The organism is Bordetella muralis (assembly GCF_965139205.1).
Classification (GTDB): domain Bacteria; phylum Pseudomonadota; class Gammaproteobacteria; order Burkholderiales; family Burkholderiaceae_B; genus Bordetella_A; species Bordetella_A muralis.
The window spans coordinates 199717-223996 of the sequence record NZ_CBCSIU010000005.1 but is presented as its reverse complement, the minus strand read 5'-3'; the positions used below and the strand labels follow the sequence as shown (position 1 = coordinate 223996).

Annotated in this window: 24 protein-coding genes and 1 tRNA gene; 20 read left to right on the top strand and 5 right to left on the bottom strand. The window is 59.5% G+C overall.

Going from position 1 to position 24280, the window contains the following annotated elements; all coding sequences use genetic code 11:
• Positions 1-28: 28 nt before the first annotated feature.
• The 12 genes from leuC to ACNA0I_RS10725 all read left to right on the top strand — a co-directional run bounded on the left by leuC (position 29) and on the right by ACNA0I_RS10725 (position 13253).
• Complete coding sequence (leuC, locus tag ACNA0I_RS10780) at positions 29-1432, top strand: 3-isopropylmalate dehydratase large subunit (RefSeq protein WP_415805994.1); 1404 nt, start codon at positions 29-31, stop codon at positions 1430-1432.
• Between the two features lie 13 nt (positions 1433-1445).
• Positions 1446-2096, top strand: coding sequence for a 3-isopropylmalate dehydratase small subunit (leuD, locus tag ACNA0I_RS10775; protein ID WP_415805993.1), 651 nt, complete (start codon positions 1446-1448; stop codon positions 2094-2096).
• 38 nt (positions 2097-2134) lie between these two features.
• A complete protein-coding gene (gene leuB, locus ACNA0I_RS10770; protein ID WP_415805992.1) occupies positions 2135-3211 on the top strand; it encodes a 3-isopropylmalate dehydrogenase in 1077 nt (358 codons plus the stop codon).
• Between the two features lie 256 nt (positions 3212-3467).
• The gene (asd, locus tag ACNA0I_RS10765; protein WP_415805991.1) at positions 3468-4598 is read left to right on the top strand and encodes an aspartate-semialdehyde dehydrogenase; all 1131 of its coding nucleotides are present in this window, start codon (positions 3468-3470) and stop codon (positions 4596-4598) included.
• Between the two features lie 218 nt (positions 4599-4816).
• Positions 4817-6514 (top strand): type IV pilus assembly protein FimV, encoded by a 1698-nt coding sequence (locus ACNA0I_RS10760; protein ID WP_415805990.1) that lies wholly within the window; start codon positions 4817-4819, stop codon positions 6512-6514.
• A gap of 5 nt (positions 6515-6519) precedes the next feature.
• On the top strand, positions 6520-7326 hold the full coding sequence (gene truA, locus ACNA0I_RS10755) for a tRNA pseudouridine(38-40) synthase TruA (protein ID WP_415805989.1): 807 nt from the start codon (positions 6520-6522) through the stop codon (positions 7324-7326).
• Positions 7327-7532: 206 nt separating this feature from the next.
• The gene (locus tag ACNA0I_RS10750) at positions 7533-8627 is read left to right on the top strand and encodes a TRAP transporter substrate-binding protein (RefSeq protein WP_415805988.1); all 1095 of its coding nucleotides are present in this window, start codon (positions 7533-7535) and stop codon (positions 8625-8627) included.
• Between the two features lie 213 nt (positions 8628-8840).
• Positions 8841-9464, top strand: a complete 624-nt coding sequence (locus ACNA0I_RS10745) for a TRAP transporter small permease subunit (RefSeq protein ID WP_415805987.1) — start codon at positions 8841-8843, stop codon at positions 9462-9464.
• Positions 9465-9466: 2 nt separating this feature from the next.
• Positions 9467-11134, top strand: a complete 1668-nt coding sequence (locus ACNA0I_RS10740; protein ID WP_415805986.1) for a TRAP transporter large permease — start codon at positions 9467-9469, stop codon at positions 11132-11134.
• A gap of 29 nt (positions 11135-11163) precedes the next feature.
• Complete coding sequence (locus ACNA0I_RS10735; protein ID WP_415805985.1) at positions 11164-11814, top strand: phosphoribosylanthranilate isomerase; 651 nt, start codon at positions 11164-11166, stop codon at positions 11812-11814.
• 359 nt (positions 11815-12173) lie between these two features.
• Complete coding sequence (locus ACNA0I_RS10730; protein WP_415805984.1) at positions 12174-13139, top strand: glycosyltransferase family 9 protein; 966 nt, start codon at positions 12174-12176, stop codon at positions 13137-13139.
• A 37-nt stretch (positions 13140-13176) separates the two neighbouring features.
• Positions 13177-13253, top strand: a tRNA-Val gene (locus ACNA0I_RS10725).
• 43 nt (positions 13254-13296) lie between these two features.
• On the opposite strand, the gene ACNA0I_RS10720 is transcribed toward ACNA0I_RS10725, so the two are convergent.
• The 5 genes from ACNA0I_RS10720 to ACNA0I_RS10700 all read right to left on the bottom strand — a co-directional run bounded on the left by ACNA0I_RS10720 (position 13297) and on the right by ACNA0I_RS10700 (position 15927).
• Positions 13297-13692 carry a pyrimidine dimer DNA glycosylase/endonuclease V gene (locus ACNA0I_RS10720; protein WP_415805983.1) on the bottom strand — a complete coding sequence of 132 codons (396 nt, stop codon included), beginning with the start codon at positions 13690-13692 and terminating at the stop codon, positions 13297-13299.
• Between the two features lie 161 nt (positions 13693-13853).
• Positions 13854-14093, bottom strand: coding sequence for a hypothetical protein (locus ACNA0I_RS10715; RefSeq protein WP_415805982.1), 240 nt, complete (start codon positions 14091-14093; stop codon positions 13854-13856).
• 116 nt (positions 14094-14209) lie between these two features.
• Positions 14210-14575: a hypothetical protein gene (locus tag ACNA0I_RS10710; protein ID WP_415805981.1), complete on the bottom strand. Its 366-nt coding sequence runs from the start codon at positions 14573-14575 to the stop codon at positions 14210-14212.
• 168 nt (positions 14576-14743) lie between these two features.
• Positions 14744-15175, bottom strand: a complete 432-nt coding sequence (locus ACNA0I_RS10705) for a hypothetical protein (protein ID WP_415805980.1) — start codon at positions 15173-15175, stop codon at positions 14744-14746.
• A 20-nt stretch (positions 15176-15195) separates the two neighbouring features.
• Complete coding sequence (locus ACNA0I_RS10700; protein WP_415805979.1) at positions 15196-15927, bottom strand: response regulator transcription factor; 732 nt, start codon at positions 15925-15927, stop codon at positions 15196-15198.
• A 381-nt stretch (positions 15928-16308) separates the two neighbouring features.
• On the opposite strand from ACNA0I_RS10700, the gene thrS reads away from it, so the two are divergent.
• The 8 genes from thrS to ACNA0I_RS10660 all read left to right on the top strand — a co-directional run bounded on the left by thrS (position 16309) and on the right by ACNA0I_RS10660 (position 24133).
• Entirely contained in the window at positions 16309-18261 is a 1953-nt protein-coding gene (thrS, locus tag ACNA0I_RS10695; RefSeq protein ID WP_415805978.1) for a threonine--tRNA ligase, read from the top strand.
• A 20-nt stretch (positions 18262-18281) separates the two neighbouring features.
• Positions 18282-18827, top strand: a complete 546-nt coding sequence (gene infC, locus ACNA0I_RS10690; RefSeq protein ID WP_415806036.1) for a translation initiation factor IF-3 — start codon at positions 18282-18284, stop codon at positions 18825-18827.
• Between the two features lie 149 nt (positions 18828-18976).
• Positions 18977-19933 carry a glutathione synthase gene (gene gshB, locus ACNA0I_RS10685; RefSeq protein ID WP_415805977.1) on the top strand — a complete coding sequence of 319 codons (957 nt, stop codon included), beginning with the start codon at positions 18977-18979 and terminating at the stop codon, positions 19931-19933.
• A gap of 10 nt (positions 19934-19943) precedes the next feature.
• Positions 19944-20342, top strand: a complete 399-nt coding sequence (locus ACNA0I_RS10680; protein ID WP_415805976.1) for a PTS sugar transporter subunit IIA — start codon at positions 19944-19946, stop codon at positions 20340-20342.
• 4 nt (positions 20343-20346) lie between these two features.
• Positions 20347-20616 (top strand): HPr family phosphocarrier protein, encoded by a 270-nt coding sequence (locus ACNA0I_RS10675; protein WP_094821983.1) that lies wholly within the window; start codon positions 20347-20349, stop codon positions 20614-20616.
• Between the two features lie 19 nt (positions 20617-20635).
• Positions 20636-22381: a phosphoenolpyruvate--protein phosphotransferase gene (ptsP, locus tag ACNA0I_RS10670; protein ID WP_415805975.1), complete on the top strand. Its 1746-nt coding sequence runs from the start codon at positions 20636-20638 to the stop codon at positions 22379-22381.
• A 153-nt stretch (positions 22382-22534) separates the two neighbouring features.
• Positions 22535-22720, top strand: a complete 186-nt coding sequence (locus ACNA0I_RS10665; protein WP_141217691.1) for a hypothetical protein — start codon at positions 22535-22537, stop codon at positions 22718-22720.
• A 252-nt stretch (positions 22721-22972) separates the two neighbouring features.
• Entirely contained in the window at positions 22973-24133 is a 1161-nt protein-coding gene (locus ACNA0I_RS10660; protein WP_415805974.1) for an ABC transporter substrate-binding protein, read from the top strand.
• Positions 24134-24280 lie beyond the last annotated feature (147 nt).

Below are 24280 nucleotides of genomic sequence, written 5' to 3'. Positions count from 1 at the left end.
CCCAGCCGGATATTCCGCGAGTCTATTCATGGCCCAAACCCTCTACGACAAACTCTGGAACGCGCACGTCGTGAACCAGGAATCCGACGGCACCTGTTTGCTCTACATTGACCGGCACCTGTTGCATGAGGTGACCAGTCCGCAGGCCTTCGAAGGCCTGACCATCGCTGGCCGCAAGCCCTGGCGCATCAGTGCCAACCTGGCAGTGGCCGATCACAACGTGCCCACGATCAACCGCAATCGCGGCATCGACGATCCGATTTCGAAACTGCAGGTCGACACGCTGGATGCCAACTGCGACAAATACGGGATCACCGAATTCCGCATGGCCGATCTGCGCCAAGGCATCGTGCACGTCATCGGGCCGGAGCAGGGCGCGACGCTGCCGGGCATGACAGTGGTGTGCGGCGACTCGCACACCAGCACGCACGGCGCCATGGGGGCATTGGCCTTCGGTATCGGCACCTCCGAGGTCGAGCACGTGCTCGCCACGCAGACGCTGCTGATGAAAAAGAACAAGAGCATGCTGATCAAGGTCGAGGGCGAGTTGCCCTTCGGCTGTACGGCCAAGGATGTCGTGCTGCATATCATCGGCATCATCGGCACGGCAGGCGGCACCGGCCACGCGATCGAATTCGCCGGCAGCACCATTCGTGGCTTGTCCATGGAAGGCCGCATGACGGTCTGCAACATGGCCATCGAGGCCGGTGCACGTTCCGGCATGGTCGCCGTTGATGACAAGACCATCGAGTATTTCCGTGGCCGTCCGTTCTCGCCCACGGGCGTGTTGTGGGATCAGGCGGTTGCCTACTGGCGCACCTTGCATAGCGACGCGGGCGCCAAGTTCGACCGCGTCGTCGAGGTCAATGCGAAAGACATCAAGCCGCAAGTCACCTGGGGCACCTCGCCCGAGATGGTCTTGTCGGTGGATTCCCGTGTACCCGATCCCGATCGCGAAAAAGACGATGTACGCCGCAGCGGCATGGAGCGTGCCTTGCAATACATGGGCCTCAAGCCCAACACTCCGTTGACCGACATCCGCGTGGATCGCGTGTTCATCGGATCGTGCACGAACTCTCGCATCGAAGACCTGCGCGAGGCCGCCGCCGTCGCCCGTGGCAAACACGTGGCCTCCAATGTCAAGCAAGCCATGGTGGTGCCGGGCTCGGGCCTGGTCAAACAGCAAGCCGAACGCGAAGGCCTGGACAAGATCTTTATCGAGGCCGGTTTCGAATGGCGTGAACCGGGCTGCTCGATGTGCCTGGCGATGAACGCCGACCGCCTCGAGCCCGAAGAGCGCTGCGCATCGACCTCGAACCGCAACTTCGAGGGCCGCCAAGGGCAGGGTGGCCGCACCCATCTGGTCAGCCCTGCGATGGCAGCAGCTGCTGCTGTAGCCGGCCATTTCGTCGACGTCCGCAACTTCCGCTAAGAGCTCAGACATCATGCAAGCATTTACCACTCACGAAGGCCTGGTGGCCCCGCTCGATCGCGAGAACGTCGACACCGACCTCATCATCCCGAAGCAATTCCTGAAGTCCATCAAGCGCACCGGCTTTGGTCCGAACCTGTTCGACGAACTGCGTTACCTGGATCACGGCGAGCCCGGCATGGACAACAGCAAGCGTCCGTTGAATCCGGATTTCGTGCTGAACCAGCCGCGCTACCGGGGCGCTTCGGTATTGTTGGCGCGCAAAAATTTCGGCTGCGGCTCCAGCCGTGAGCACGCACCGTGGGCGCTGACGCAGTTCGGTTTTCGCGCCATCATCGCGCCGTCCTACGCCGATATCTTCTTTAACAACAGCTTCAAGAATGGCCTCTTGCCTATCGTGCTGTCCGAACTGGAAGTTGCGCGTTTGTTCGATGAGGTCAAGGCATTCCCCGGCTACAAGCTGCGCATCGATCTCGAACGCCAGGTCGTGATCGCGGCGGACAACCGCGAAATGTCGTTCGATATCGAGCCGTTCCGCAAATACTGTTTGATCAATGGTTTCGATGACATCGGCCTGACCTTGCGTCAGTCCGACAAGATCCGTGCGTTCGAGGCAGAACGCCTGGCCCGTTATCCCTGGCTGGAAAGCCGCCCCATTGCTTAAGCCTTGAGGCTCAGTTTCACCACATATAGGTTTTTTTCATGACACATAACATTGCAGTGCTGCCGGGTGATGGCATTGGTCCAGAGATTGTCGAGCAGGCTGTGCGCGTACTGAGTGCACTGAATTTGCCGCTCGATATTCAACAAGCCCCCGTGGGCGGCGCCGCCTATGACCAATTCGAGCATCCGCTGCCGCCAGCGACACTGGAGCTCGCGCGCAAATCGCATGCCGTGTTGTTCGGTGCCGTAGGCGACTGGAAATACGACAGCCTGCCGCGTGAATTCCGTCCCGAGCAAGCCATCCTGGGCCTGCGCAAGGCGCTCGGCCTGTTTGCGAATCTGCGTCCTGCGATCCTGTATCCCGAGCTGGCCAGCGCCTCCTCGCTCAAGCCCGAGATCGTGTCGGGCCTGGATATCCTGATCATTCGCGAACTGACCGGTGATATTTACTTCGGCACTCCGCGCGGTGTGCGTACTGCCGAAGACGGTGTTTTCGCCGGCGAACGCGAGGGTTTTGACACCATGCGCTACGCCGATTCCGAAGTGCGCCGTATCGCGCGCATCGGTTTCGAATCGGCTCGCAAACGCGGCAAGAAACTGTGCAGCGTGGACAAGGCCAACGTGCTGGAAACCTCGCAGTTCTGGCGCGACATCGTCATCGAAGTCGCACGCGACTATCCCGATGTCGAACTCTCGCACATGTACGTCGACAACGCCGCGATGCAACTGGTACGCAACCCGCGCCAGTTCGACGTTATCGTGACCGGCAACCTGTTCGGTGACATCCTGTCGGACGAGGCCGCCATGTTGACGGGCTCGATCGGCATGCTGCCCTCGGCTGCGTTGAATGAGTCGGGGCAGGGCCTGTACGAGCCCAGCCACGGCTCGGCGCCGGACATCGCGGGCCAAGGCATTGCCAATCCCCTGGCGACGATTCTGTCGGCTGCCATGTTGCTGCGTTATTCGCTGAACCAGAACGCCCAAGCGGATCGTATCGAAGCCGCCGTGCGCAAGGTGTTGGCCGATGGCCTGCGCACCGCCGATATTTACGAAGCAGGCACCACCAAAGTGTCTACCTCGCAAATGGGCGATGCCGTGGTGAAAGCACTGGGTTGATTATTTCCCGCTTGATTGAATCGCCCCTGGCATGATGTCGTGCCGGGGGCGGTGCATTATTATACGCAGCGCAGCGGGGTCGAGATTTCTCGCGCGCATTGCATGCTGCTGCCGTCTCGGTGGTGCTTTCACAACGCCAATAGGGGCCATGGTTTGTCCCTAATATCATCGCAGTGCAACATAGTCCCGCTTATTCTGATAAATTGTCGGGATCGTTAGCTTTTTTTCTTATTTATCAACCTCAAGAGCATTGAACATGACGCAAGCAGTAGGCCTGGTCGGCTGGCGCGGCATGGTCGGTTCCGTTCTCATGCAGCGCATGCGTGACGAAAACGACTTCGCCCTGATCGATCCCGTATTCTTTTCCACCAGCAACGCTGGCGGTGCCGCGCCCACGTGGGCTGAGGGCGCTGGTCCGTTGCAGAATGCCTACGACATCGATGCTCTGAAAAAACTGCCGATTATCGTGACCGCCCAGGGCGGTGATTACACGACCGAGGTCTATCCCAAGCTGCGCGGCGCGGGCTGGAATGGTATCTGGATCGATGCCGCCAGCACCCTGCGCATGAAAGACGACGCCATCATCGTGCTCGATCCGGTCAACCGTCCGGTAATCGACGCGGCGCTCAAGCGCGGCGTGCGTAATTTCGTCGGTGGCAACTGCACCGTCAGCTGCATGCTGATGGGTCTGGCCGGCCTGTTCAACAACGACCTGGTGGAATGGATGACCTCCATGACCTACCAGGCCGCATCGGGCGGCGGCGCGCAGCACATGCGCGAACTGCTGACGCAATTCGGTTTGCTGAACCAGGCTGTGAAGCCTCTGCTGGACGATCCGGCTTCGGCCATTCTCGAAATCGATCGTGGCGTGTTGACCGCGCAACAAGACCCGGCTCTGCCGCAAGAGCACTTCGGCGTGCCGCTGGGCGGCAACCTGATCCCCTGGATCGACAAGGACCTCGGTAACGGCATGTCGCGCGAGGAATGGAAAGCCGAAGCCGAGACCAACAAGATCCTGGGCCGCGGCGAGGCTTTTGGTACGCCCGCCACGCCGATCGACGGCCTGTGCGTGCGTATTGGCGCCATGCGTTGCCACAGCCAGGCACTGACCATCAAACTCAAGCGTGATGTGCCGCTGGATGAAATCGAAGGCCTGATTGCCGAAGGCACCCAATGGGCCAAGGTCATCCCCAACACCAAGGAAGACACCGTGCGTGCGCTCACGCCGGTGGCGGTGACGGGAACCCTGGATATCCCGGTTGGCCGTTTGCGCAAGCTGTCCATGGGTTCCCAGTACCTGGGTGCGTTCACGGTAGGCGACCAATTGTTGTGGGGTGCGGCCGAGCCGTTGCGCCGCATGTTGCGCATCGCATTGTCCGAGGCCTGAACGTCATAGGCAACGGCGCCGGCTGCTTGGGCGGCAGCGCCGTTGCGCATTCAGGCTGGCCCGGTTTTGGCCGGGCCAGGTAAAGGCACCTGCGGGTGCCTTTCTGCTATTTTGTCCTTGCCGCAGCCTTGATGGCAGGTTTGTGAATCAAGGTCGATCTATTACACTTTCGCCCAGCATTGGCCGGTAACCCGATTCGTCCAGCAGGATTTCCCAATATGACATTGCGTTCACGTCGTTTTTCGCCGACCCACCGTATCAAAGCTTCGCAATGGGCCATCGCGCTTGCATTCGGTGTCTCGATGGGCGGGGCGGTGCATGCCGCGACTGTGGGGCATTCGCGTGTGGTTTCCGCGCCGGGGGCGCCTTTGCAAGTCGTGGTGCCGCTCGAGAATATTACGGCCGAGGAGCTGGCCTCACTCAAGGTATCGCTGGCCGATGCCGCCGCGTGGCAACGCGCCGGGATGCAGCCTCCTGTGCCCCTGAATACCGCGCGTGTGAGTGTTCAGGATGGCCCGCAGGCCTCAGGCAAAAATATCCGTATTGAGTCCTCGCAGCCCCTGACGACATCGGCTGTGGATCTGTTGCTCGATTTGCAATCCAGCTCGGGCCATCGCCAGGTCCAGGTCACCATTCTGGTGCCGCAGCGTGCGGCCGCTGCGCCGGTTCAGTCGGCGCGTATTGGGTCCGTCAGCGCAGACCGTGCGGCGCCTGCCTCGGCAGAGACGGTGCGTGCGGGCGACAACCTGTTCCGCATTGCCCGTCGTAATGACGTGTCGGACGCCAGTGTCTATCAGATGCTGGTAGCCATATGGCGCGCCAATCCGCAGGCATTTATCCAGAACAATATGAACCTGGTGCGCGCGGGAGAAACGCTGACGATTCCCGACGCTGCCACGGTACGTGCGATTGATCCCGCCGAGGCGCGTCGCATCTATGTCGAACAGGCTGAAGCGTTTGCACGTTATCGGGGCCGCGCTGGCGCAGCCGTCGCGGGTGCGGCTGCGGTTGGCGAGGGCGTCAATGCCGGTGGTGGTCATGTGAGCGCGGCGTCGCCATCGGGCGGCAGCGCGGGTGCGAGCTCGCAAGACCGTTTGCGTCTCAGTTCTGCGGATGCGGCGGGCGCCCAGGCCGATGCACAAGCGGATGCACGTACGTCCGAACAACATGCTTTGCAGGATGCACAGCAGCGCGTTGAGACCCTGCAAGGTAACGTCGAGGCCCTGAACCAGGCCGCGGCTGGCGGTACGGCGGGGAGTGCAGCCAACCAGAATGACGCGGCAGGCACTGGCGCCGCCGGCGCTGACGGTACCTCGGGCAGTGGCGCGACGGGCGCAGGCGCGGGGGCTGCCGGCAGTGGTGCGGCAGGTGCAGGAACGGCTGTTGGCGGCAGCGGTGCTGCGGGCGCCGGAACAGGTACCACGGGTGGCGCAGCCGCGGGCGCAGGAACAGACGCTGCAGGTGCCGGAACGGCCGCAGGCGCAAATACAGGCGCTGCCGGCGGCCCCGATGGTGCGGCGGCTGGATCCAGTGGCGCAGGCGCAGCAGGTGCCGGTACATCAGGCTCGAACGCAACGGGCGCGCCCAACATCGCCGGAACCGAAGCCGCCGCTCAGGATCTCGCTGCTGCTTCGGGCACCAATACCGGGGGGGCCACATCCACCACAGGCAATTGGCTGACCGACAATCTCTTGGTGGTCGTGACCGCCATACTGGCATTGATCGTATTGATCATCGCGTGGCTGCTACGCCGTGCCGGTGCTCGCCGTGCAGATGAAAACGAGGACGAAGACGCGTCCTATGGCGGAGAACCCGTTCTGGACACCACCTTGCTCACTCGCAAGCTGGACGGCATCGATCTGGATCTGAATAAACCTCCCACCGACGAGCCGCCCGCTCGCGGACCGCGCGTCTGACACTCATGGCGCGTATGGCATTGGGGCTGGCTTATGACGGCTCCCCCTGGCAAGGCTGGCAGACACAACCTCATCGTCAAACGGTGCAAGATACGCTGGAAGCGGCGCTGGGCCGTTTCAGCGGGATCGATGGCATCGTACCCACGATTTGCGCGGGCCGTACAGATACAGGCGTGCATGCAGCCATGCAAGTCGTGCATCTGGATACGCCGCTCACGCGCCGCGACGAATCCTGGGTGCGCGGCGTCAACGCCTTTCTGCCGCCCAGCATTGCCGTCCAGTGGGCGCAATCGGTCCCTGATGATTTTCACGCGCGCTTTTCGGCACGCTCGCGCACCTACATCTATTTGCTATGGCGCGGCCGCGTGCGGCCGCCGCTGTGGGCCGCGCGGGCAGGCTGGTGTTTTCAGCCGTTGGATGTGGACGCAATGAGGCAAGCGTCTTCGACGCTGCTCGGCGAACACGATTTTTCCAGCTTCCGCTCCTCGCAGTGTCAGGCTCGCCATCCCGTGCGCACGCTGCATCAACTCGACATCCAGGAGCGCGGTCCTTTTCTTGTATTCACATTGCGCGCGAATGCTTTTTTGCATCACATGGTGCGCAATCTGATCGGAGCATTGCTGCAAATCGGACAAGGCCGCGAATCCGTTTCCTGGATGCCTGCGCTGTTGGCGGCGCGAGACCGCCGTTTGGCCGCACCTACCTTTTCTCCTGATGGACTTTACCTGTCCGCGATCGAATACCCTCCTGAATTCCAGCTGAAAGAATTGGACGGTGGCGCGCATTTATTGTCGCCTTTTACCTCTGCTTAGGGTTATCAGCAGGGGGGCAGCGATCAATTGTCACTATATGATTGCGGACGCAAAAGGCCGACGTTTGCTGCGATGCGGCGACGTTCTGACAAGGCCCCAGCATTACACACAAACAACGGCAGCCCTTACATGAGCTGCCACAATGCGCGGCAGCTCCACACGAGCGGCCTGCGTTTGCAGCGTTGTCCAATCAGGAGACTCCCTTCATGCAACGTCGTTCGTTCCTCAAAAAGGCCACGTTAGGTGCCGCCGCTGGCGGTGCAGCGCTCGCCGCACCCGTTCTCGCACAAGAATCCCCCACACTCAATTGGCGCCTGGCGTCCAGTTTTCCCCGTAGCGCCGACGCGATCTTCAGCGGCGGTGAGAATCTGGCCAAGTACGTTGCCGAGGCAACGGACGGCAAATTCAATATTCGAGCCTTTCCCGCCGGCGAAATCGTGCCGGCGCTGCAGGTGCTCGACGCTGTGCAGAACAACACCATCGAATGCGGCCACACGGCGTCGTACTACTACTACGGCAAAGACCCCGCGCTGTGTTTTGACGGCGCCGTGCCTTTCGGCCTGAATACGCGCCAAATGAACGCGTGGATGCGCCATGGCAATGGCCTGAAGCTCACGCGCGAGCTCTTTCAAAAGTACAACATCGTGAATTTCCCATGCGGCTACACCGGCACCCAGATGGGCGGCTGGTTCCGCAACGAAATCAAAACGGTCGATGACCTCAAGGGGCTGAAATTCCGCGCCAGCGCATTTGCCGGCGCCGTGTTGTCCCGCTTGGGCGTGGTGCCGCAGCAGATTGCGGGCGGCGACATCTATCCGTCATTGGAAAAAGGCACGATCGACGCCGCCGAATGGATCGGCCCGTACGACGACGAAAAGCTCGGTTTCCACAAGGTCGCCAAAAACTATTATTTCCCGGGTTGGTGGGAAGGCACGCTGCAGGTTTCGTTGTATGTGAACCAAGAGGTCTACAACAAGCTGCCCAAACATTATCAGGCCGTCTTGGCGCAGGCTGCCGCGGCTGCCACCAACGACATGATCGCCACCTACGATGCCGAAAACCCGGCTGCGCTGCGCCGCCTGGTCTCGCAGGGCGCCCAGCTCAAGGCTTTCCCCAAGCCGGTCATGGAGGCCTGCTACGCCGAGGCCGTCAAGGTTTACGAAGAGTTGTCCGCCAAGGACCCCACCTTCAAAAAGATCTACGACGACATGGTGGCGTTCCGTGACAACGAGATCCCGTGGTTCCGCGTGGCCGAGGGCAGCTTCGATGGCTTTATGGGGACCATTGGCCGGGGTAAGTAACTCGGCCCTCCAGGGCTGGGCGGCAGGGGAACGAGCGTAACGTTATAAAATCTCAGGTTTCCGCTCGTTTTCGTGTCCGCCAAAAGCTGGGGCGACAGGAGTGGCGCATTGCCGAAGTCTGTCGCCCGGCCACCCCGGGCGAGGCCCCGCATGCTCGTGCGCTATGCCGTATTTGGCTAGTTGCGACCTTCTATCTAGCTCATTATTCCCATCATGAAAGCATTACTCGCTTTATCGCGCGCCATCGACGCGCTGAATGTGCGGGTTGGAAAAGCCGTGACATGGGTCACCCTGTTGGTGGTGCTGGTCAGTGCCGGCAATGCGGTGGTCCGCAAGGTATTCGGAACCAGTTCGAATGCCTGGCTGGAACTGCAGTGGTACATGTTTGGTGCCATGTTCCTGCTGACCGCCGGCTACACCCTGCTCAAGAACGAACACGTCCGGGTGGACATCCTGTCCTCCCAGCTTTCCAAGCGTACGCAGATTTACATCGAGATTTTCGGGGTGCTGTTTTTCCTGCTCCCTATGGCAATCTTGATCATGTACCTGTCTTGGCCGATGTTCATGGATTCGTATATTTCCAACGAACAGTCGTCCAACTCCGGCGGTTTGGTCCGCTGGCCGGTCAAACTGTTGATCCCGATTGGCTTCGCGCTGCTCGTTCTCGCGGGGATATCGCGCTTGATCAAATGCGTAGGCTACTTGCGCGGCCAGGCGCCGGATCCGCTGGCGCGCGCCGAAGGCAAGAGCGCCGAAGAGCAATTGGCAGCTGAGATCGCCCGCGAAGCGCAAGATCGCGAAGCGGCGGCCCTGCAACAACAGAACAAGGGCCAATGATCATGGAGTTTTTCATCGCAAATATGGCGCCGATCATGTTCGGCACCTTGGTGGTGTTCTTGCTGCTGGGCTTTCCGGTGGCATTTGCATTGGCCGCGAACGGCATTCTGTACGGCTTGATCGGTATGGAATTGAACCTGTTCAGCGCGTCGCTGTTTCAGGCCTTGCCTCAGCGGGTGTTCGGTATTGTGTCCAACGATACCTTGCTGGCGGTGCCGTTCTTTACGCTGATGGGGTTGGTGCTCGAACGATCGGGGATGGCGGAAGACTTGCTCGAGACCATCGGTCAGGTGTTCGGGCCGCTGCGTGGCGGCTTGGCGATTGCCGTGGTGCTGGTGGGGGCGATGCTGGCCGCGACAACCGGCGTGGTGTCCGCCTCGGTCATTTCGATGGGCTTGATCTCGCTGCCCATCATGCTGCGTTACGGTTATGACAGGCGCCTGGCCTCTGGCGTTATCGCGGCATCCGGCACGCTGTCACAGATCGTTCCGCCGTCGCTGGTGCTGATCATTCTGGCTGACCAGTTGGGCCGTTCGATCGGAGACATGTACCGTGCCGCGATGGTGCCGGGGTTTCTGCTGGCGGGCTCCTATATCGCCTACATCGTATTGATGTCTTTCATCAAGCCGTCTTCGGCTCCTGCTTTGCCCGAAGAAGCGCGCACCTTTCGTGAGCCGAATGGCTCCCGCGGCGGACGTTCGTTATTGGTGCTGATGTTGATTTCGGCCGTGTCGGCGTATTTGCTGACGCAATGGCTGGAAAAAGACGCTGCACCGGTTGATGAGAAAGTCGTTCTCAGCCTGCTGCTGTGGGGCCTGACCGCCTTCATCATCGCCATGGTCAACAAGGTGTTCCGCCTGAAAATGCTTTCCGCATTGGCCGAGCGCGTCACCTTCGTGATGATCCCGCCGCTGTTCCTGATTTTCCTCGTGCTCGGGACGATCTTCATCGGTATCGCGACGCCCACAGAGGGTGGTGCCATGGGTGCTGTGGGTGCCATCGTCATGGCGTTGATCCGCGGACGGCTGACCCTGGATCTGTTGCGCCAAGCCATGGATACGACCACCAAGCTGTCCTGCTTCGTGGTGTTCATCCTGGTGGGCTCGACGGTATTCGGCTTGACCTTCCGGGGCGTCAGCGGTGACTTGTGGGTCGAGCATCTGCTGATCGGCTTGCCTGGCGGAGAATGGGGCTTCCTGATCGTAGTCAGCGTGCTCACGTTCGTGTTGGCGTTCTTCCTGGACTTCTTCGAGTTGGCATTCATCATCGTGCCGCTCTTGGGGCCGGTCGCCGACAAGCTGGGGATCGATCTGATCTGGTTCGGCGTCATCCTGGCCGTGAACATGCAGACCTCGTTCATGCATCCGCCGTTCGGTTTCGCGCTGTTCTACTTGCGCTCGGTGGCGCCCAAAGACGCCTATCGTGACAAGGTCACAGGTCAGCGTATCGAGCCGGTCACGACGGGGCAGATCTATTGGGGTTCGGTGCCTTTCATCATCATCCAATTGGTCATGGTCGCAGCTGTTATGATTTTCCCTGGTATGGTGATGCACTATAAGGCGGGCCAGTCCACGGTGGATCCCAGCAGCGTCAAGATCGAAATCGACACGACCTATGGCACCAGCATTTACGGTGACGAGAGCGGTGACCCTGCCGCCGCATTCAAGTAACCTTGCTCAACCGGTTTTCAAATAGCGTTATGCGTACTCGCGTCAAAATCTGCGGCTTGACCCGCGAAGCAGACATCGCCTCGGCCGTGCAGGCCGGGGCGGACGCGATCGGTTTCGTGTTCTATCCGCGCAGCAAGCGTTACGTTACCCCTGCGCAGGCGGCAGTCTTGCGCCGCACTGTGCCGGCATTTGTCGACGTGGTGGCCTTGTTTGTGGATCCGGACCCTGCCGACGTTCGCGCCGTGCTGGAGCAAGTCGGTCCCGATCTGCTCCAATTCCACGGTAACGAATCCGTCCAGGATTGCACGCGTTACGGCACGCGCTTTTTGCGGGCCTTCCGTGTCGGCGCCCCTGGGCTCGATACATCCGACGGTCTGGCCGAGACGTGCCGCGCCTACGGCGAGGCGGCAGGGTGGTTATTCGACAGCTACAGTGCGGCCTATGGCGGCAGTGGTCAGGCTTTTGACCATGCATTGCTATCGACCGTCCGGGCTGATACGGCCGCACGGCCCATTGTCCTGTCAGGGGGGCTCAATGCCGATAATGTGGCTGCGGCCATCCGGGGCTTGCGCCCTTGGGCAATCGACTTGAGCAGCGGAGTGGAAACCGCCCCTGGTGTGAAGTCGGCAGACAAGATCGACGCCCTGATGCGTGTCGTTCGGCAGGCGGACGACTGCTGACGCCAATAGCGCATCGTGCCGTTCGCTGGGCAATAGCTGCGGCGCTGATCACTGAGCATCACAATACATTTACCGGCTGCCAGCCGGTTTTTTCGTCTGGGGCTGTTTCATTGTAAAAATGCCTGCCCCCATGGTCAGTCGCCAATGCAGTGCGAACGTTTTTTGCTGACGCGAAGGATTTTGTAACAGTGCTGGATCTTGATGGAATCATTGGCGATGCTGGCTGTCCCTGTAGGGGAATTGTGCTTTTTTTACATCTCCGTGCTGTAATGTAACCAAACAGATCTGCAGGGGTCCTATTTTGTCTGTTCTCTGACCGGTTTTGGCCGCTCCTGGCTTGGTAGAGGTATTTTCAACGCATGGCAACGCTTCTTTCCGGCGCATCTTGTTATCTGGCTGCCGAACATCAGCAGCATTTAAAGCAAGCCACCAGAGTAGCCATACTCATGGCGCCGCGCCTCGGGGATACGTTGCTCATGATGACCATGGCGCAAAACCTGGCCATCAACGGACGTGGCGTGACAGTCTTTGGTGACTATGCGCACCAATTGCGCACCTGGTTTCCTGATATCGATGTTCGTCCGTCTCTGCCAGAGTCTGAGGCCGCTCAGGTTTTGTCCGAATACGACTGCGTGGCTCAAATGCATGTGGGATGGCCTTATGCGCTGCACCGCTATGCCCGGCGTTATTTTTACTATGACGCCCATGTCGTCATCACAGGCAGGGGTTTCGTCAAGCTGAATCAAATCCGGGATTACTGTCGCGATCAGCTGGGTTTGAAAAATAGCGAGGTCGGCAACGGCCTGGTGCCGATGATGGGGCTGCGTCATCGGCAGTACGCCAGACGGGTTGCCGTACATCCTTCATCAACGAGTGAACAACGATGCTGGGCAGCGTCGCACTTCGTCGAGCTTGGCCTGCGTCTGAAGCGTTCTGGCTATGATCCGGTTTATATCCTGGCGGAGCACGAGAGAGCGCAGTGGCGCTGCCTCGAAGACAACGGTCTGGCGATTTTTCAATCGGAATCCCTCTCCGATGTCGCGAAGTTCATTCATGAATGTGGCTGGTTCATCGGCAATGAATCCGGGGTAGGGCATCTCGCCTCCAATCTGGGGATTCCGACATTGACGGTGACCGGCAGGCCGACGCGTACACGCGCCTGGCGTCCCGGCTGGTCGCCATCGCAGATTGTGTATCCCGCATACATTCCCGGAGGCCGATGGCGCGACCTGCTTTGGCGTCGTTGGCTACGGCCGGGACAGGTGTTGACGGCTTTTCGGCGGTTGATGATTCAGTACGAAAGACAAGCCGACTTGCACAGGTAAAAAAACTCGTGCATAATCTCGTTTCTTCGCAGTTCGCAGGCGGTTAGCTCAGATGGTTAGAGCGCTACGTTGACATCGTAGAGGTCGTTGGTTCGATTCCAATACCGCCTACCAGGATTCTGGTAGTTCATCACTACCCTCCAAAAAAGCCGCCAAATCACAACTTGGCGGCTTTGTTGTTTTCGGCGTCTTGGCGCCGCTCTTGGATTCGTTCACGGTTCAGGCGCTGGGCTTCTGCCGTGGGTTTCCAGCTTCCCCAGCAATCGTCTGGAATGGCCGGAAAGTCTTCGCGCCGTATACCGGTAAAGGTCGGTTTGTAGCCCCGGCGCCGCATCTCCTCGATCAGATCGGCATGTCGGCGGGCCAGATAATCCAGCCGCGTGTAAAAGAAAAGCAGGTGGCCTTTTCCGAGCGTATAAGTGCAGGGTTGAGCCTTTATGCCGCGAGCGGCTGCCTTTTGCGCCAGCGCAAAAACGCGGGGCAATTCTCGGTATTCCGCAACCAGGTGGGGGCCGCTGAGTTCTTGTACTGGAACGCAATTGATACGAGTCATAGGTTTATTCAAATCGAAATGGCAGCGATATTTAACTGCGTCATTTTTCGATGATGATCCCATGGATTCGTATGGCCGGAATATAAAAAAGCCGCCATCGATAACCATGGCGGCTTGTTTATTCGGCCGGGTTTGCAATCGCTGCGGCTATCAGCTTTTCGCTATCGCGATTTTCCATATAGCCGGCTTAGCAGGGCGCCCGCATGGCCATAGCGTGTCAGGCTCATTTCCTGCATGTATTCGCGCAATTGATGTTCTGCAGAGGCAGCAGCCGCGGCGGGGGCCGCGGGGGTGGGCTTGGCCAGGAGACGCTCAGCAGCCTGCAGGGTGCGTTGCGCTCGCGCTTCAGCGGAGGTAGATAGGTCGTCTGTCCAGCCAGGATTGGCGCTTGCGATACTCATGGGCGGCTCTCCTTTGCAACTCAATCAAACAGGTTATTTACTGCTTACGACCCTTATTATACTCAGAATATTTCAATCTGTAAGATTGGAAATGGGAGTTTTTATCATTTTGCTGATTAAGCGACTGCTCGCAGATGTTTGCGCGTCGATGGAGCGTTAACCGGGCGGCGAATTAAAAATGCCGGAATGCTGTCCAGTTCGTGACGGCCCGCATGGTTGTCGCTGAGACTGTCGCATAACAACTGCGAGCGTATGCCAACGCGTTGCGAAGCCATACGAATCTGCTTGGCGAGGCCCAATGCTTGCCGCTCTGCCAAGTCTCGGGATGCTGCGGTATTTGTGCAGTATTCGGATTTGGAGGAGGCGGGTACGCCGGCTTGGCGTTCTCGAATATCTACATACCCACGAAACAGACCCGTATCGATTTCGAGTACGCGGGGGCGCAGGGTTTGAATACGATCGGTGCGATTAAATGGTTTCATGTGACTAGCCAAGTGAATATCGACCTGACGAGTCTAGTAAAGGAAAAATATTACGTAAGCATCGAGTTGAAATGAGATGATGCCCAGATACCCGAGATGACACAGAACGTGTCTGAATCGCAAAGATTTCTTGATACTTGACTATCCTTTAGATTTTCAGCGTTTTGATTATTCGCTACGGGCGCCGGTTTTGTTGTTTTCCAGCGTCTTGACCAGGGCCTGTATCGATATTTCCAGGCTCAGCAAAATTGATTCTACGGCTTTGAATGCGCGCCGGACGGTGGCAGGCATCGGTTCGACAGTATGCGGCTGTCCGGACGTATCCCCATGCAGGGCGGTATCAGGCTGGTCGCCATTTGCATTTTTCAAGGCCTGCGTCAGTTGATCGAATTGCTGCAAGGCCTGCTTGTCAGCGCCGAGAAAACTGGCCGTGCCCTTGGCCTTGTGGGTATGGTCCAGGGCCGCCTTTCGATCGCCGGTTTTGATGGCATCGCGCAGCGAACTCAGGTCGGCTTGTGTGTGGGCCAGTGCCTGCGACAGCAGCAACAACCGGGTGGCATCATCCGGATATAGCGACAGGACGGTGTCTATGTGCAGCATGGATCGGCGCTGATAGCGGGTCAGGGGCCGGCAGGCTGATCGAATTTCTCTTTCAGGTACAAGGCCAAAGACAGGTCGTCCGCGACGCCCAGCTTGGCCATGGCGCGGCGTTTGTGTGTGCTGACGGTTTTTTTGCTGCGTAGCAGACGGGCGGAGACCTGTGTGACTGACAGCCCTCGGGAGATGAGGCGCAGGACTTCGATTTCCGCGAGAGTCAGTCGCGTATCGGGGTGGCGAGGCGGCGTCATGTTTAGCGCGCCGTTTTTGTGCGTGATGAAACCGTCGATATTGGCATTGCACGAGGCGCGGATGACCTCGACCAGTGTGGGCAGCGGGGCGGATTTGGGCAGATACCCCGTCGCGCCAGCCCGAAACGCTGCGTATTCGGTTTCGTCAGCAGCACCCGCGGAAAAAGTGATGATCGCCATTTTGGGGTGGTGACGGCGCAGGCGCCGGATGAAATCCACGCCATCCACGGTCTGTCTGGGGAGGTAGAAGTCGACCAGTGCGACGTCGCAAGGATGCTCATGCAAGTTTCGCAGCAGAGCCTCGGATGAGGTGTCGGTATGGACGATATCAAAATCGGGTTGTGCCCGCAGATAGGCAGCGACGCCCAGCGTGATGACCGGGTGGTCGTCCAGTATGGCGATACGGACTCGATGGTTGGTGCCGGATAGCAGCAGGTAACGCCGCTCCACGTATGGCGAGGTCGCAGCGTGCTCGGGGGAGGTCGAAGGCGTAATGGCTGACATAGTCCTGGTGTGTGGCCAGAGGTGGAGAAACGTTCCATTGCGGACCTTATCTAAAACGACGCGGGCGTTGAGGCGCAGGACCTGAATTGACCGATAAATAAGACCTATCTGAAGTTAAGTATTGTTGGGTGTCGAGTGATACAATAGAGGAATCCAGGCACGCGCCCGATGATTGTTGTTCCCGTTTTTGCGTGCCAGCCTCAGGTGGCCAGCACATGATTATTCGCCCGACACGAACTACGACCGGAAACTTCCGCCCCATGCCGCGTTAGTTTTATCCAGCGTCGGGTTCTCGTCAGGTAGACGGCAGGCCCCAACAAGCAACCAGACAAANCGCGGCCGATAGCCGCGTTTGTTGTTTCTTCCCCCAGGAAATTTTCGATGGTACAGATCACATTGCCCGATGGTTCGCAGCGTCAGTTCCCGGCACCGGTCACGGTGGCCGAGGTTGCGCAGTCCATCGGCACCGGGCTGGCCAAGGCCGCGCTGGGCGGCCGTGTCACGCTGCCTGGCAATGAAGCCAAACTGGTCGACACGAGTTTTCGCATCGATCAGGATGCCCAACTGGCCATCGTGACGGCCAAGGATCCCGACGGCCTGGATTTGATCCGTCACTCGACAGCGCACTTGCTGGCCTATGCGGTCAAGTCCTTGTTCCCCGATGCGCAGGTCACGATCGGTCCGGTCATCGAGAACGGTTTTTATTACGACTTTTCCTACAAGCGTCCCTTTACGCCCGAGGATCTGGCGGCTATCGAGAAAAAGATGACCGAACTCGCCCGCAAGGACGAGATCGTGACGCGCGAGGAATGGACGCGCGACGACGCGGTGGCTTTTTTCAAGAGCATCGGCGAGGCCTATAAGGCCGAGATCATCGCCTCGATCCCGTCCAACGAGACGCTCAGCCTCTACCGCGAGGGCGAATTCATCGATCTGTGCCGCGGGCCTCACGTCCCGTCCACGGGCAAGCTGAAAGTCTTCAAGCTCATGAAGGTCGCTGGCGCCTATTGGCGCGGCGATAGCAACAACGAGATGCTTCAGCGCATCTACGGCACTGCCTGGGCGACGAAAGACGAGCAAGACGCGTATCTGCATATGCTCGAAGAAGCCGAGCGCCGCGACCATCGCAAGATCGGCCGCGAGCTGGATCTGTTCCATTTCCAGGACGAGGCGCCGGGCCTGATTTTCTGGCACCCCAAGGGCTGGTCACTGTGGCAGCAGGTCGAGCAATACATGCGCAAGGTCTATCAGGACAACGGCTACCAAGAAGTCAAGGCCCCGCAGATTCTCGACATTTCGCTCTGGAAAAAGACCGGCCATTGGGACAACTATCGTGAAAACATGTTCACGACCGAGTCCGAAAACCGCGTGTATGGCCTCAAGCCCATGAACTGTCCGGGCCACGTGCAGATCTTCAACGCCGGCCTGCATTCCTATCGCGAACTGCCTTTGCGCTACGGCGAGTTTGGCCAATGCCATCGCAATGAGCCTTCGGGCTCGTTGCACGGCATGATGCGCGTGCGTGGCTTTACGCAGGATGACGGCCATATTTTCTGTACCGAAGACCAATTGCAGGACGAATGTGCCGATTTCACGGCGCTCTTGCAAAAGGTGTACCGCGATTTCGGTTTTACCGAGGTGCTGTACAAGGTCGCGACGCGTCCCGAAAAACGCATCGGCACTGACGAAGTCTGGGACAAGGCGGAAACGGCGCTCATGGAGAGCCTGCGCCGCACGGGTTGCGAGTTCGAGGTTTCCCCCGGGGAAGGCGCATTCTATGGTCCCAAGATCGAATACACGCTGAAAGACGCGATCGGCCGTCATTGGCAGTGCGGCACGATTCAGGTCGACTTTTCCATGCCCGTCCGCTTGGGCGCTGAATATGTCGACCAGCAGGATCAGCGTCGTCCGCCGGTGATGCTGCACCGGGCGATCCTCGGTTCACTCGAGCGTTTTATCGGCATGTTGATCGAAAACCATGCCGGTGCGATGCCGCCCTGGCTGGCGCCCGTGCAGGCCGTGGTGTGTTGTATTTCCGAGCCGTCGGCCGAATATGCGGCGGAAATCACGCAAAACCTTAAAAAACAAGGCTTTAGGGTACAGTCCGATTTGCGTGGTGAAAAAATCACCCGTAAAATCCGCGAGCACAGCCTGCAAAAGGTGCCATATATCCTTGTCGTGGGCGACAAGGAAAAGCAGAATGGCACTGTAGCGGTGCGTGGTTTGGGCGGGCTGGACCTCGGCGTCATCACGCTGGAGGCCTTCTCTGACCGCCTGACCCTGGACGTCGCCGCTCGCCGGGACGTCGTCAATACCGATAGCAGTGCTGCTTAAATCTTTTAGGAGTTGTCAACATCGCCACTGAAAAAGCCAATCGCATCAACGGTGAGATCCGTGTCCCCGAGGTGCGCCTGATAGGTCTGGACGGAGAACAGCTGGGCATCGTAAAGCTCGCCGACGCGTTCCGTCTTTCCGAACAAGCCGACGTGGATCTGGTCGAAATCGCGCCCAACGCGGATCCTCCAGTCTGCCGTCTGATGGACTACGGTAAGTTCAAGTACCAGGAACAAAAGCGCCAAGCCGAAGCTCGCGCCAAACAAAAGGTCATCCAGGTCAAGGAAGTCAAATTCCGTCCGGCGACCGACGAAGGCGACTACCAGGTCAAGCTGCGCAACTTGCGCCGCTTCCTGGAAGAAGGCGACAAGGCCAAGGTCACGCTGCGGTTCCGCGGCCGCGAAATGGCTCACCAGGAGCTCGGCATGCGCGTTCTCGAACGTGTCCGCGACGATCTGACCGAGTTGGCCCAGGTCGAAGCCATGCCCAAGCTCGAGGGCCGTCAAATGGTCATGGTGCTTGCTCCTCGCAAGAAAAGCACGCCCGGCAAGGCTGACGCCGCCTGAGGATGCTTTGGGGCATGGCGAGTCGTGCGTGGCGCGACTCGCCATGTTGCCAAAAAGGTCACCATGCCGCCCGGCGCGGGCGGGTCATTTACGCTACGATGGCGGTATGACGCGTGGGGTTGTGTTCCACGCGCGACCGGGATATCTTTATGCATGTCTTATTCGTTATTGACCCCTTGCCGCGCCTGAAGGCCTACAAGGATAGTTCGGTTGCCATGATGCGCGCGCTGGTCGCGCGCGGCCATACGCTGAGCGTGGCATTACAGGGCGATCTGTTCATCGACGCGGGCGTTGTGCTGGCGCGCAGTACCGCGATCGAGCTGGTCGAAGGCGCCGATCTGCACGGCCATGATTGGTGGCGTGACAGCGGCGAGGCTCGTGACGTGCCGCTGTCGCAGTTCGGCGCTGTGCTGATGCGCAAGGACCCTCCATTCGACATGGAGTACGTCTATTCGACGCACATGCTCGAGTATGCCCAGGCCCAGGGCGCCAAGGTCTTTAACGACGCGGCAGCGATCCGCAATCATCCAGAAAAATTGGCGATTACCGAATTCGCCGATCTGGCAGCGCCCACGCTGGTGACGCGCGACATGGAGCGGATCAAGGCTTTTCATGCCAAGCATCAGGACGTCATCGTCAAGCCGCTGGATGGCATGGGCGGCACGGGTATATTCCGCCTGCAGGCCATTGAGCCCAATTTGAACGCCATCCTGGAAACACTCACCGACAATGGCGAGCGCACCATCATGGCGCAGCGCTACATTCCCGAGATCGTCCAAGGGGACAAGCGCATTTTGCTGATCGGTGGTGAGGCGGTGCCGTATTCGCTGGCGCGCATTCCTTTGGCGGGCGAAACGCGCGGCAATCTGGCCGCCGGCGGCCGAGGCGTGGCACAGCCGCTGTCGGCCCGCGACGCAGAGATCGCCGCACAGGTGGCTCCCAAGCTAGCCGCACGTGGCCTGCTCTTGGTGGGGTTGGACGTCATCGGCGATTATGTGACCGAGGTCAACGTCACCAGTCCGACCTGTTTCGTCGAGATCGCCGAGCAAACCGGTTTTGATGTGGCCGACATGTTTGCGGCGGCCCTCGAACGCGCGGTGGCATAGAGGCTCGGTCATGACGGGTATAGTCATTGTCGTGCACGCGCCATTGGGCGAGGCGATGCGTGAATTCGCCGTCCACGTGCTGGGCGAGGCGGGCAACCGCATGTCGGTGCATGATATCCAGCCCGAGGATATGCCCGATGAACAGGTGCCCTCCCTATTGCGCGACATCCGGGCTGCCGACGAGGGGCAGGGGGTGTTGGTGCTGACCGATTTGATTGGCGCCACCCCAGCCAATATCGCAAAGCGTGCCGTGGCAGAGGCCCAGGCGTTGGGCACGCAATGCTGTGTGGTGGCGGGATTGAATACTTCGATGTTGTTGCGGGCCTTGACCTCGCGTGATCAAGGCTTGGCGCAGGCGCGAGCCAAGGCATTGGCCGGCGGCGTGCAAGGCTGTTTACAGGTAGACTGACTCTATGCCTATTTCTGACATCACCATCTCCAACAAGCTGGGCCTGCACGCACGAGCTGCTGCCAAATTGACGCAATTGGCCAGCAAGTTCGGCAGTGAAATCTTCATCTCCCGTGGTGCTCAGCGTGTCAACGCCAAAAGCATCATGGGCGTCATGATGCTGGCTGCTGGCAAGGGGATTACCGTACGTCTAGAGGCCTCAGGAGGCGATGCCGACCAGGCGCTTTCTGAAATTCAGAACTTGTTCGACAGCAAATTCGGTGAGCACGAATAACACCAGCCTGGAATGTCCCATGACGGCGCCTCCTGCTGCCGAGATCAGTGCCGTGGTCGCGTTGCAGGGCAAGGGTGTGGCGCGGGGATACGCGATAGGGCGTGCAGTAGTGATGGGCGCCGCCTCGCTTGAGGTCGCTCACTATCGTATTGCTCCGGAAGACGTCGCCTCAGAAAGCGAACGCCTGACGCAAGCGCTGACCGTCGCGCTGGCAGATCTGCAGAAAATGGCCGATAGCCTGCCGGCGGATGCGCCGCGCGAACTGGGCGCCATGTTGAACGTGCACTGCCTGTTGTTGGCCGATCCGTTGTTGGCCGAGCAGACCCGTGCACTGATCAGCGAGCGCCATTACAACGCCGAATGGGCGTTGGCCGCGCAAGGTCAGATTCTGGGCGAGCAATTCGAGGCCATGGAGGACGAGTATCTGCGCGAGCGTGGCGCCGATGTGCGTCAGGTGATCGAGCGGGTGCTGCAAGTCTTGTCGGGCAATCCTGTGATCCTGCCTGACGCAGGGGCTCTGGATGGCGACGATCCTTTGATCGTCGTGGCGCACGACATTTCTCCGGCTGATATGCTGCGTTTGCGGGGCGGCCGTTTTGCGGCGTTTGTGACGGACCTGGGTGGGCCGACATCGCATACCGCGATCGTGGCGCGCAGCATGGGTGTGCCGGCAGTCGTTGCATTGGGTCATGTGCGCGAGCTGGTGCGCGATGGTGACACGGTGGTGGTGGACGGCGCCACGGGCGCGGTGTTGGTCAATCCTTCGCCACGCATGCTGCAGGAATACCGCGACCGTCAAGTGGCTTACGCTGCCGAGCGCGCCGCGTTGGCGCTGTTGCGCGATGAACCCTCCGTCACGCTGGACGGTATCGAAATTGTGCTTCATGCCAATATCGAATTACCCGATGAGGCCGAGGCTGCCTTGGCGGCCGGCGCCCATGGCATCGGCCTGTTCCGCAGCGAATTTCTGTTCATGGGACGCCAGACGCTGCCCAACGAAGAAGAACAGTACCGGGCTTATTCCTCTGTCGTGCAGACCATGGCGGGGCGGCCGGTGACGATCCGCACGCTGGACATTGGCGCCGACAAAACCCTGGATGACGAAGCTACTGTCGCGATGAATCCTGCGCTCGGGCTACGGGCGATTCGCTACTGCCTGGCGCATCCGGATATGTTTGCGACGCAACTGCGCGCCATTTTGCGGGCGTCGGCGCATGGTCATGTCCGGCTGCTGCTGCCCATGGTGGCGCATATGCACGAGGTCCGGGCAGCGTTCGCCGCGATCGAGGCGGCCAAACGGGAACTGGACGCACGCGGCCAGTCCTACGCCGAACGGATCGAGGTCGGCGCCATGGTCGAGGTCCCTGCCACCGCGATTGCGATTGAGCCCTTTGCGGAGGCCCTGGATTTCCTGTCCATCGGCACCAACGACTTGATTCAGTACACCCTGGCCGTTGACCGGGGGGATCATGACGTGGCGAGTCTGTATGACCCCCTCCATCCTGCCGTATTGCGGCTGGTCGCTAATACGATCAACGTCGGTGCCCGTATGGGCAAGCCTGTGGCCGTGTGCGGCGAAATGGCCGGAGACGCCCGTCTGACGCGCCTCTTGCTGGGACTCGGCCTGACCGAGTTTTCCATGCATTCCCAGCAAATACTGGACGTCAAGCGCGAGATTCTGCGTGCCCATACCAATGACCTCCGGGTCAAGGTCGCGACGCCGTTGAATCGCGCGTTGCGCGTCGATCTGGATCGTCTGGAATAACGAAGCGGCCTGTTTTGCTGCGCCGCAAAAAATCGTAATTCACCGTGCTGTTGCTCGTTTGCCATAGTGCAATACAGTTTATGTTGTGCTGCAACAAAACCCGGCGTAAGATGACTCTTGTGGTTCCCTTTCATTCTTCTCAAGGAGTAGGTCATGGAAGTTTCCACAAGCAGGGCTACGCCGCCGGGCAAACCGGCCGGTGGGGCACCAGGCGGTTGGCGTGGTTTTCGAGATGGCGTGACCCATTTCCTGGAAGCCATCGGAGAAATACTGCACGGTATGGATGAGGCCCGCCAGGCGCATCCGATCATCTCCTCTTGCCGCGTTATACGCCGCTGATCTGGCTTATCTGCCAGCCAGACAAAATGCCAGCGCCAGCGCTGGCATTTTGCTTTTGAGCGGCCTGAGACCAGTTACGGCCGCTGGCAACCCCGATTTCCGCCCAGCCTTCAATGCGTCTTAATTAACTATTTAACGGGGCGTGTCGGCGCGACGACCAGGTTCCGGCAAAATAATGGTTTGTTTTGGATATCATCCGTGGCACGGATGCGCATCCATTCATTATTTTTCACTACTCTGCCGGACTCCCTCATGCCTAACCCTTTATTGCGCCTGGCTGCGTTGGCCACTACTATTGCGCCTTTGCTGTCTTGGTCCGCTCAAGCCGAAGTCGTCATCGGGGTCGATATCTCGTCGACCGGACCCGCCGCTGCGATTGGTATTCAAACCAATAATGCGGTGCGCCTGTGGCCGGCCACATTGGGGGGAGAGCCCGCACGGTATGTCATTCTGGATGACGGCACTGACGTGAGCCGCGCGGTAAAGAATTTCCGCAAGCTGACTTCCGAAGACAAGGTCGACGCGATTGTCGGCCCCAACATTACGGCATCGGCGCTGGCTGGCCTGGATGTCCTGGCTGAGACCGGCACTCCCATGATTGCCCTGGCTGCCTCGGCGGTCATCGTCGAGCCTGCCGATGATCCCAAGCGTCGCTGGGCCTTCAAGATGCCGCAAAACGACTCGCTGATGGCGTCGGCGCTAGTGGATGATATGCGTACGAAAGGCATCAAGAATGTGGCCTTTATCGGATTTGCCGATTCCTACGGCGATAGCTGGTGGGCCGAATTCAACAAGGCCGCCGGCAACGATATCAAAGTCGTCGCCCAAGAGCGCTTCCAGCGCACTGATGCGTCGGTGATGGGGCAGGTGCTCAAGGCCATGGCGGCAAAGCCCGATGCGATCCTGATCGCTGGTTCGGGGACGCCCGCGGCCTTGCCGCAAAAAACCTTGATCGAGCGCGGCTACAAAGGCCCCATTTATCAGACCCATGGCATCGGCACGCTGGAGTTCCTGCAAGTGGGCGGTAAAGACGTCGAAGGCACGTTGTTCCCCACGGGGCCTGGCGTGGTGGCGCGAGAACTGCCGGACAGCAACCCTGTTAAATCGGTGGCAGTCGCTTTTGCGGACAAGTACGAGGCTCAGCACGGCCCCCACAGCCTGACGCAGTTTGCGGGGGATGCCTATGGGGCATGGATGCTGTTGGATTCCGCGGTGGGCCGCGCCCTGAAAACGGGCGCCAAGCCGGGGACCCCCGAGTTTCGGGCGGTTTTGCGCGATGCGTTGGAAACCACGCGGGATTTGGTGGTGCCCAATGGGGTGCTGAATATTTCCAAGACCGATCACCAGGGCTTTGACGAGCGCGCCCGCGTGATGGGGGTGATTCGCGACGGGCGTTTTTCTTACGCTCAATAGGCGATAGGCAGTGTCCTGCCGCTGACAGGCGGCTTAATGGTTTTTGCCCATTGAACACGGCAGCGAGCAATCGCTGCCGTGTTTTTTGTTTTGCCGAGTTCAAGACGTCAAGCGTGCTCGATTTTTGTCATCATATACTTTGTGTTG